A 9,883-nucleotide genomic window follows, 5' to 3' on the forward strand; every position below is an offset into this window, starting at 1 on the left:
TAAGGCTTTGAAAATTTTGAGCCATTTCCCTGCCGCCGACCACGCATTGAAACGCTTGTAGACGGTGTTCCAACAGCCAAAGGCTGGCGGCAAGTCACGCCACGGACAGCCGCAGCGCATCCAATAGAGCATCCCTTCCACGGTCATTCGTAAATCGGGCTTGTTGTAAATGGCGTGTTGAAGCAGAATCTTTTCCAGCTTCGACCAAAGCTCGTTACTGAGCATCAATCGGGGCATCGCAAACCTGCAGAGGATTGGTGTAGGAACCTTAATTCTGCAGGTTTGCACCCCTCCTATCTGCTCCTTGCTTCAAAACGTCAACAGCCCCTAACAAAATTGACTCCGAAAACTGGAAGTAAGTACAGGCGTGATCAGGATACGGCAGGCTAAAGTGAAAAACTCTGGCCAGAGATTCTGTCTCCTCAACTTCATACGACTTAGGGGTCATACCATGTGTGCTTACACCAGAACGCAACAATTCGGCGGCGAAGGCGGCAGCTCCTTTGCTGACAATTTGACCGAGGTTTGCCGTCTCAGCCAGATCAATATCCGCCACGGCTCCAGAGTCGACAGCATTCAAGGTGTATGGATCACCCCCTCCGGCGATCAGGTCACAGGTTCCAAGCATGGCGGTGATGGCGGCGAACTGACCTCCATCGTGCTGGCCGGCAATGAATACATTGTGCGCGTGGATGGCCGCTCCGGCAGCCGAGTTGACCAACTGTCATTCACCACCAATCTGGGCAATGTCTATGGCCCGTACGGCGGCAGCGGCGGCAGCGCGTTCAGCCTGTCCGGCACGCACATCGGCGGTTTCTTCGGCCGCAGCGGCAGCGAACTGGACTCCGTCGGATTTTTCAACCGCGTAGATTGCTGAGTGCGCGGCTAGAAACCATGCGCAAACGGGCAGGCGCTTTGCGCTTGCCCGTTTTCTTCATTGGCTCAGCCCGCATGGCCCAACTCGCGATGCCAGACACTCGCCCTAAGTCGTACCAAGAGTCCGGTGCCTAGTCGGCTCAGACCTTCTGATTCAGCATCGTCACCAGCTGCCTAGCCACGGCGGCCTCGTCATGGCGGCCTATCACCGGCACATCCGGCAGACGCCGCTTCAGTTCCGGATGGGCGTTGGCCATCACATGCGGCAGCCCCGCCAATTGCAGCATCTCCGCATCGTTCAGATTGTCGCCGAAGGCCGCGCAGCCGGCCGCATCCACGCCCAGGTGCTTCAACAGCATGGCCAGCGCGCTGCCCTTGTGCACGCCTGGCGCCATCACCTCCAGATAACAGACGTGGGAATAGGTCATGGACACTTCGTCGCCTAAATCGCGCGCGATGTCCAGCTCCACCTCCTTCAGTTGCTCCGGCGTGCCGCAATAAATCACCTTGGACACATCGTCGGCGCAGAAACGCTCCAGATCGGCGATCTCCTCCACCTGTCCGGTGTAATGACTGAACTCGCGCTTGCTGTGGTAGGCCATGATGCAGTCGTCGCGATAGACGCCCAGCTCGGTGTCGCGCACCCGTTCCGGCCGCAGCAGGCGCTTCAGCAAATCCGGAGACAGGTGGGACTGGAACAGCAGGCTGCCGTCCGCCAGATGCACGCGCGCGCCATTGGCGCTGATCACCGGCACCGGCGGCAAGTCCTTGGGCCACAGCTGGCGCACTTGGCGCTCGTGGCGTCCGGTGGCGATGGCCATGGGAATGCCACGCGCCATCGCTTGCCGCAACACGGCATGGGTTTCCGGCGCCACGCGGGAGTCCGCGTCCAACAAGGTGCCGTCCAGATCGCTAACGATGAATTGCATGATGTTCCTCCGTGCTCGTTCATTTCATCTTGCACGATCAAGCAAAATCGTGCAAACAATAACGCACGAACATGCAAACATTCTTGCGCGTTTTGACCATCCATGCCGGATCGTGCAACACTGCGCGGCGATTCCGCAGGGGGAAACCATCATGAACAAGGAACGCTCCGCCGGCTCCAGCCTGCCGGCCGACCGCCACTCCTACATCCGCCAGCAGCTGCAGCTGCATGGACGCGTGCAGGCGGGGGAGCTGGCCGCCACGCTGGGCGTGTCGGAAGACTCCATCCGCCGCGATCTGCGCGAACTGGCCGCCAGCGGCGTCTGCCAGCGCGTCTATGGCGGCGCCATCGCGCTCACGCCCAATCAGCCCAGCTTCCGCGCGCGCAAGCAGGAACACCAGCCGCGCAAAGCCAGGCTGGCCGCCGCCGCGGTGCGCCAATTGCAGCCCGGCCAGTTCGTCTTCCTGGATGGCGGCACCACCAATCTGGAAATCGCCCGCGCCCTGCCGGAGCACCTGCCGCTGACCGTGGCCACCAACTCCATCCCCATCGCCGCCGAGCTGTTCGGCAAGAAGCAGCTGGAGCTGCTGCTGATAGGCGGCGGAGTCAACCACCAGAGCGGCGACGCGCTGGGCGCCATCGCCACCCGGATGCTGCAATCCATGCGGCCGGACATCTGCTTTCTCGGCACCTGCTCGGTGGATGGCGAACTCGGCATCGGCACCCTGCAGGCCGACGAGGCCGCTTTCAAGCGCCAGTTGGTCGAGCAATGCGGCAAGACTATCCTAGCCGTAACCAATGAAAAGCTGGATACTGCGTCCCCATTCCTGGTCGCGCCTTTGCGCGACATCGGACTGCTGATCATCGAGCCTGACGCCGACCCCGCGCGCCTGGCGCATTTGCAGGCCAGCGGCGTGCCCGTGCGCGCGGCGGACTAAGGGAGAAATTCGCCCCTCAGCCCAGCGGCATATTGCGGATGATCAAACATTTGTTTTAAAGTCGCATTCCAGGCGCCCGAAGATAATTCCTTAAAAATCAGGGCGCTTCCACCTGGAACATCCTTGGAGGGGAGACCAATGTCTATACAAACCATCACCGAATGGTTTATCCCGGACAGCATCCGCCAGTCCCCGGAACAGGCCATACGCGCCCGCACCGTGGTCGGCGTCGGCCTGCTGGCCGGCCTGATGGCACCGCTGTTCGCCATCGAATACCTGAACCTGGGCCATTACCCCATGGCCGAAGGCATCGCCCTGGGCGGGCTGGGCCTGCTGTGCGGCCCCTTCCTGCTGAAACTCAGCGGCGCGGTGCGCTTCACCGCGGAATTCATCACCAGCTGCATGTACGCCATGGTGTGCTGGATGGTCTATGTCAACGGCGGCATCCTGTCCACCAGCCTGATGTGGTTCGCCGCCATTCCGTTCACCGCCGTCTTCATCGGCACCCGCCGCTCCGGCATGTTCTGGCTGGCGATGTCGCTGCTCGCCGTCGGCCTCATCATGTGGCTGTCCGCCATGGACGCCATTCCCAAGAGTCCGCTGCCGCACGAGATCCTGCCCAAGCTGCAGGCCAAGTCTCTGGCCGGCCTGTCCCTGGTGGTGCTGGTGCTGGCGCTGGCCTTCGACAAGGCCAAGAGCAAGAGCTTCGAAAAACTGGAAACCGCGCGCCAGGACGCCGAACGCGCCAGCCAGGCGCTGGCGCTGATGATGGAGCAGATCAGCCATTCCATACGCGACGCCTCCGGCGCCAGCCGCCAGATCGCGGCCAGCACCGGCAGCATGGCCAAAACCATGGCCGACCAGCGTGGCCGCTCGGAAGACATGGTGGTGGTGGCGCAGCAGATGGCGGTGGTGACCAGCCAGAACGCCGAGCAATCGACGGTGGCCACCCAATTGGCGCAAACAGCCGGCGACGCGGCGCTTCAGGGCGGATCGGCGATGGATCAGGCCGTGGCGCAGCTGGGCCGCGCCGGCGAGGTGATAGGCCACGCCGCCGGCAAGCTCGAGGAGCTGGGACAACGCAGCGCCGAGGTCAGCGGCATCGTGCAGCTGATACGAGACATCGCGGACCAGACCAATCTGTTGGCGCTGAACGCGGCTATCGAAGCGGCGCGCGCCGGCGAGATGGGCCGCGGCTTCGCCGTGGTGGCCGACGAAGTGCGCAAGCTGGCCGAGCGCACCCAAAACGCGACGCAGGACATCGAGAACAAGATCCAGCTGATCGTGGACGGCACCAATCTGGCCATCGTGGCCATGCGCGACGGCAACCAGCAAATGCGGGCCGGCCGCGATCACGCGCAGAACGCGCAGCAAAGGCTGTCCGGCATCATTCGCGAAACCGGCGAGCTGGCCGGCCTGCTGAACCAAGTGTCCCAGGCCGAAGCCAGCCAGAACCAGGGCTTCGCCCAGTTCGCCGGCGACATCGTCGCCGTCGGCGAGGCCACGCGCAGCCTGTCCGGCGAAACCGAGAACATCGCAGAGGCCATCCGCCAGCTGGACGAGCAGATGGACAAGCTGCACCAGGCGGTCAGCCCGCAGCAGCCCGCAAGCCAGCCCGCAAGCCAGCCCGCCAAAACGGCCGGCAAGCGCGAGCCGCACTGGACCTGAGCCTGACGGGCCGGCGCTCAGATGTAGCCAAGCTCCAGCCCGCGCAACACCGCGCGCACCCGGTCGCGCACGCCGAGCTTGGACAGGATGCTGGACACGTGATTCTTGATCGTGCCTTCGCTCGGCCCCAGCGCCTCCGCGATCTCCCGGTTGTTGAAACCGCCGGCCATCAAGGCCAGCACCTCAAGCTCACGGCCGGTCAGCCGTTCCGGCAGGTCCAGGGCCGGGAACTCGGCTGCGCCGCCGCGCACGCCGTCCAGCACCCGCTCGGTAAGCCCCGGGCGGAACAGCGTCTCCCCCGCTGCCACGCGGCGTATCGCATCCGCCAGCCGCTCCAGGGAAATATCCTTCAGCAAAAAGCCGCGCGCGCCCAAGCGCATGCCGGCCAGCAAGGCCTCGTCATCATCGAAGGTGGTCAACAGCAGCGTGGGCGGCATGTCGCCGCCGTCCCGCATCGCCTGCAGCAGCGCGATGCCCGACATGCCCGGCATGCGCACATCCAGCAGCAGCACATCGGGCCGCTCCGCCTGCAGCAAGGCCAGAGCCTCCACCCCGTCGGCGGCCTCCAGCGCGACGCGGATATCGCCGGTCAGCGCCAATAGGCCGCGTATGCCGCTGCGCACCAATGTCTGATCGTCCACCAGGCCCACCCGTATCATCGCTCCGCCTCCCGCCATATCGTCGTCCACTCCTCGCTTCCGCCCGCCGCCAGCCGCAGCTCCGCCCCGCCGCCGTCCTGGGCGCTCAGCCACAGCCGACAGGGCCGGCCATGCTCGCGCGCCAATGCCTCGCTCGCCGCCGAGAACGCTTGCCACGCGGCCGCGTCATCCAGCGCCGGCGCGCCGTCCCATCGCAAGGCCGCGGCGGGACGCGCGCCCTCGCACAGCTGGCTCAAAGCCTCGCGCAGGGGCGATGCGCGCGGCCGCCTCTCCTCCCCCACCAGCGCGCGCACCTCGGCCAACATGCGCCGCGCTGACAGCTGAGCCGAGCGCAAGGGCGCCTCAGCCTCGCCCGCGCCTCGCCGCAACAACAACTCCAGTTGCAGGTTCAGCGCCGACAGATGATGGCCCATGCCGTCGTGCAGCTCGCGCGCCATCCGCAGCCGTTCGCCATTCCCGGCCGTTCCGGCCAGCAATTGACGCGCCGCCAGCAGGCTGGCGCGGGTGCCCTCCAGTTCGGCGCGCCGCCGCCGCTCGGCCGCGCCGAGACAGCCTATGCCGAACGTCAACAATTGAAAACCGCCGCCAACCATGGCGTCTTGCCATAGCAGCCAGCGCCTCAACTCCCGAGGCGGCAGCTGCACATCGGAACCGCTGACATTGCATGCCAGCTCCCGCTCCGGCAGGCGCTGCGCCTGCCAGCCGCAAGCCAGCAAGGCCAGCGCCAGTTGCGCGGCCAGGCAGGCCGTCGCGGCGCGACGCGGCAGCAGCAAAGCCGCCTCCGCCGCCGTCAGCAACAGCAATTTGTCGCTGGCCAGCAGCGCCAATGCGATCTGCGCCGCCAACAGCCCCATTTTGGCGCCCCGCTCCGGCGCGCGCGCGCCGCTAACCGTGGCCAGCCACAACGCCCAGCCGAAACCGGCGAAGCACGCGCCATACGCCGCCATCGCGCCGCGCAGCCCCAGCGGCGATCCGGCCAGCAAAATGGGCAAGCGCTCGCGCAAATGCCCCAGCCCCGCCAGGCCAACCGGCCATAGCAACATCATCTGCTGCAGCGCCAAAACCAGGCAGGCCAGCAAGGCAACCAGACGGAACAAAGCCAACGGTGACGGTGAGGCGGACGTTTTCATGACGCCTCCCCCGTCAGCGGCAACCAGATGCGCACGCAGCAGCCGCCGGACGCCGGGGACAGGATGTCCAGCGTGCCGCCGCTAGCCTCCACCCGCTCGCGCATGCCCGCCAAGCCATGCCCTTGGCGCCGCTCATTGGACGCCGCCATGCCCACGCCGTTATCGCTGACGGTCAGCGCCACGCCGCCGCCTAAACGCTCCAGCCTCACCACCGCGCGGGCGGCCCCGGAATGGCGCAAGGCATTGCTCAAAGCTTCTTGGGCGCTGCGGAACAGAACATGAGCCAGCTCCGGCTGCGCCAAGGGCACATCATGCGCCATCTCCAGCCGCGCCTTCGGCCGGGGCATGCCGCGGCACAGGGTTTCCAGCGCCTGGCGCAAATCCGCCGCCGGCGCCGCCGAAACGCCCCCCTGGCCCTCCAACTCCCTGGCCAGCATGCCCGCCGCCTCGCGCGCGGCGCATATGCCGCCGGCCTCCGCGCCCTTGGCCTCCGCCAGACGCAAATGCAACTGCAAACCAGCCAACTGCTCCGCCGCCAGGCGGCCCACGCCTTCGGCTATGCGCGCGCGCTCCGCATTGCGCACGGCCTCGGTCAGCAACAACTGAGTGGCCTGCAGTTCCGCATTGGCCCGAGCCTGCCGCCGCCGACCGCGCAGGGCCTCCGCCCAGCCGTAGCCGACGCAAAAGGCAAAGGCCTGAAACGCCAGCCCTTGCAGCCAATCCAGCGCCGCCACCGTCCAGAATCCGGGCGGCAAGGCGCCAGCGATATTGCAGGCGGGATGACCATCGCCCACCCGAACCAGATAGGGCAGCAAGGCCGAGTCTATCAGCGCGGTCTGCAATAACGCGCCGACTGCGGCCCGCCGCCAGGGCAGCAGAAAAGCCAGCTCCGCCGCCACCAGATAGCCCAGGCCGGGCTCGGTCCACGGCTCCAGCGCGGCGGCGATCCCCATCTGCGCCGCCAGCCAAGGCCAGGAGACGCGCCCCTCCTCAAGCAGGCAACGCCGCAAGCCGTGCATGAATAGCAACATCAGCGCCGCGAACACCAGCACGGCGGACGCGCTCAAGCTCATCAAACCGCCGGCTAGCGCTTGCGCCAGCCAGGCCGGCCACAGCCAGGCGGCGGCCTGTTCGCGCAGCAGCGCCTCCGGCGCGCCGGACAAATCCGCGCCGCCCGCCGCCAGCATCAGCGCGCAGGCCAGCAACAGGGCGCGTCGGAACAGGCCGGGGCCGGAACCTATGACTCTCAGATAGGGTTGCATCGAGCGGGAATTCAATCGTCTCATCAGAAATAGCGCGGCCACGGCCGCGCAGCCGGCGCCAGCGTAACACAAGGCATTTGTCATGCCGAATGTCCAGTGCATGCGCAGCCCTGCGCGCGCCAACGGCCACGCCGCGCCCTTCACTCCTTCCAGCATCCTGTCCCTCCCTTAGCCGCCACACTCTGCAACAAGAGGCACTCAGCCGGCAGTGCCATTAGTCATGCCCGCCGTCTCTATCTTCCGGCACATGCGCCTGGCTTTCCCCCGCGGAACAATGCGCTTACCGGCCGGATAGCGGCCTTCACTCAGCAAAGGGGAATGCGCATGAAATGGAAAATCTCGATGGCGGCTTGCGCCGCGCTGGCCGCGCTGGTCCACAACGCCGCGCGGGCCGAAGACGTGTTCGGCTACGCCAAGCTTGGCACCGGCATGGAGCTGGGCGTCGGCAAGGCGCTGGACAATGGCCTGGGGTTGCGGCTCGGCGTACAGAACAGCTTCCGCTACAAGCAGGACAAAACGCAGGAAGGCACGCCCTATCAGTTGAAGTCCAAACCCAACCCAGGCCTGGCGGCCAGCCTGGACTGGCGCCCCATCCGCGACAGCGGCTTCCGTCTGAGCGGCGGCTTGACGCTGTCCGGCAAAGCTCGGGAAGACCTGAGCTTTGCGGCCAATGGCGCTGGCAACTACGTACTGAACGGCAACAACTACGCCGCCTCCGCCGTCGGTCCGCTGAGCGGCAAAGTGGAATACAGCCCGCTGGGGTCTTATCTTGGCGTAGGCTGGGACTTCGCCCTGCCGGGCGCCTCTGCCTGGCGCGTCACCACTGACCTGGGCGCGCAACTGCAGTTCGGCGGCAAAGCCACGCTTAACCCGGCTAGCGGCGTCAGCGCCCAGGACCTGGCCGCGGCGCAGCAGAAGCTGGACCACGATCTGGGCGGCGCGCGCTTCCGGCTCAGCGCCGGCGTGGGTCTGTCCTACGCGTTCTGATGGAAAACACCGGGGCAAACGCCCCGGCGGTGCTATCCACGCGTCAAGCGCAGGCCTTGCGCGCCGGCCGCGGCCAGATAGGCCGCGCCGCTGAGCACGGTGATCCAGAAGCTGCTGGGCCAATCGGTGTAATAGGCCAGCGCGATGCCGCACCAGGCCTCGGCCAAGGCCAGCAGCGCCGCCAGCGCCACGCCCGGCCCCAACCGCGCCGTCAGCTTCTGCGCCGTGGCCGCCGGCCCCACCATCAGGGTGAACACCAGCAACACCCCGACGATCTGGATGCAGCCGGCGGTGGCCAGCGCCACAATGGCGAGGAACAGCATGGACAGCCGGCGCAGCGACACGCCCTTGGCCTCGGCCAGCTCCGGCTGCAGGCTGCAGAACACCAGCGGCCGCGAGATGAAAGCCAGCGCCGCTAGGCACAGCAGACCCAGACCGGCCAGCGTCCACAGCGTGGCGGTGTCCACGCCCAGCACGTTGCCGAACAGCAGCGCCGTGGCTTGCGTGGCATAGGCGGTGAAAAAATGCAGGAACAGCATGCCCAGTCCCAGCGCCAGCGACAGAATGGTGCCGATGGCGATGTCGCTGCCCTGCAGCCGCTCGCCCAGCGCCCCCATCGCCACGCCGCCGCACAGCGTCACCAGCGTCATGCCCCACAGCGGCGGCAGCCCCAGCAGCGCCGCGCCGGTGGCCCCGGCGAAACCGACGTGCGACAGCGCATGGCCGGCGAAGGTCTGCCCGCGCAGCACCAGGAAGTAGCCCGTCACCCCGGCCACCAAAGCCACCACCCCGCCGGCGATGAAGGCGTTGATCATGAAATCGTATTCAAACATCGTGACAGTGCGCTTCCTTTTCCACTTCCACCTCGCCCGACATCACGAAGATGCGGTCCCGCATCCTCACCACGTCTATCGGCGAGCCATATAGCCGCGACAGCACCGGTCGGGTGATCACCTCGTCCACCGTGCCGAGCGCGGCCTGGCCGCGTCCCAGATACAACACCTGATCGATGGCCGGCAGTAGCGGGTTCAGCTCATGCGCGCTGAACAACACGGTGATGCCGAAATCCCGCTGGATGCGCGACACCAGCTCCACCACCCCGCGCTGATGATGCGGGTCCAGGCTGATCAGCGGCTCGTCCAATAGCAGCAGCCGCGGCCGACCCAGCAGCGCCTGCGCCAGCAGCAGCCGCTGGCGCTCGCCGCCGGACAGTTCGGCCAGGGGGCGTTGCGCCAGTTGCGTCGCGCCCACCGTGTCCAGCGCCCAATCCACCTCGCGCCGCGTCGCGGCGTCCAGCAGCGGCATGCCCCAGCGATGGCCGCGGCAGGCGCTGGCGACGAAATCCCAGCCACGCAGCCGCAGATTGGCGGCGTGGCTGCGCAGCTGCGGGATATAGCCGACCGCGGGGTTGCCGCGCGCGGCCGGCCGGCCCAGC

At 66.6% G+C, this 9,883-nt stretch carries 11 protein-coding genes; 4 read left to right on the top strand and 7 right to left on the bottom strand.

Annotation, left to right across the window (positions count from 1 at the left end):
- On the bottom strand, positions 1 to 237 hold a 237-nt coding region (locus C2I19_RS21510; RefSeq protein WP_146056928.1), incomplete at its 3' end, for a transposase.
- 214 nt (positions 238 to 451) lie between these two features.
- On the opposite strand from C2I19_RS21510, the gene C2I19_RS21515 reads away from it, so the two are divergent.
- Positions 452 to 877 (top strand): jacalin-like lectin, encoded by a 426-nt coding sequence (locus C2I19_RS21515; protein WP_103904601.1) that lies wholly within the window; start codon positions 452 to 454, stop codon positions 875 to 877.
- A gap of 139 nt (positions 878 to 1,016) precedes the next feature.
- Here C2I19_RS21515 and C2I19_RS21520 read toward each other — a convergent pair whose 3' ends face one another.
- Entirely contained in the window at positions 1,017 to 1,805 is a 789-nt protein-coding gene (locus C2I19_RS21520; protein ID WP_103904602.1) for a Cof-type HAD-IIB family hydrolase, read from the bottom strand.
- Positions 1,806 to 1,956: 151 nt separating this feature from the next.
- Between C2I19_RS21520 and C2I19_RS21525 the strand changes: the two genes are divergently transcribed.
- Entirely contained in the window at positions 1,957 to 2,742 is a 786-nt protein-coding gene (locus C2I19_RS21525; protein WP_103904603.1) for a DeoR/GlpR family DNA-binding transcription regulator, read from the top strand.
- Between the two features lie 138 nt (positions 2,743 to 2,880).
- A complete protein-coding gene (locus C2I19_RS21530) occupies positions 2,881 to 4,410 on the top strand; it encodes a methyl-accepting chemotaxis protein (RefSeq protein WP_199181328.1) in 1,530 nt (509 codons plus the stop codon).
- A 17-nt stretch (positions 4,411 to 4,427) separates the two neighbouring features.
- On the opposite strand, the gene C2I19_RS21535 is transcribed toward C2I19_RS21530, so the two are convergent.
- From C2I19_RS21535 to C2I19_RS21545, 3 genes are read right to left on the bottom strand one after another with little or no spacing between them, the layout of a single operon-like run.
- Entirely contained in the window at positions 4,428 to 5,099 is a 672-nt protein-coding gene (locus C2I19_RS21535; RefSeq protein ID WP_233201325.1) for a response regulator, read from the bottom strand.
- Positions 5,066 to 6,199, bottom strand: coding sequence for a histidine kinase (locus tag C2I19_RS21540; RefSeq protein WP_146056929.1), 1,134 nt, complete (start codon positions 6,197 to 6,199; stop codon positions 5,066 to 5,068). Before C2I19_RS21540 ends, C2I19_RS21535 begins: the two co-directional genes overlap by 34 nt.
- Positions 6,196 to 7,617, bottom strand: a complete 1,422-nt coding sequence (locus tag C2I19_RS21545) for a sensor histidine kinase (protein WP_103904606.1) — start codon at positions 7,615 to 7,617, stop codon at positions 6,196 to 6,198. The genes C2I19_RS21540 and C2I19_RS21545 overlap by 4 nt, the downstream gene beginning before the upstream one ends.
- 168 nt (positions 7,618 to 7,785) lie before the next feature.
- On the opposite strand from C2I19_RS21545, the gene C2I19_RS21550 reads away from it, so the two are divergent.
- Entirely contained in the window at positions 7,786 to 8,448 is a 663-nt protein-coding gene (locus tag C2I19_RS21550) for a hypothetical protein (RefSeq protein WP_146056930.1), read from the top strand.
- A gap of 32 nt (positions 8,449 to 8,480) precedes the next feature.
- Here the strand turns inward: C2I19_RS21550 and C2I19_RS21555 are convergent, their stop codons facing one another.
- A complete protein-coding gene (locus tag C2I19_RS21555) occupies positions 8,481 to 9,281 on the bottom strand; it encodes a metal ABC transporter permease (protein WP_103904608.1) in 801 nt (266 codons plus the stop codon).
- The coding region (locus C2I19_RS21560) for an ATP-binding cassette domain-containing protein (RefSeq protein WP_103904609.1) at positions 9,274 to 9,883 on the bottom strand (610 nt) is incomplete at its 5' end. The genes C2I19_RS21560 and C2I19_RS21555, both read right to left, overlap by 8 nt.

Origin of the sequence: Chromobacterium alticapitis (genome assembly GCF_002924365.1) — a bacterium.
Taxonomy (GTDB): Bacteria; Pseudomonadota; Gammaproteobacteria; order Burkholderiales; family Chromobacteriaceae; genus Chromobacterium; species Chromobacterium alticapitis.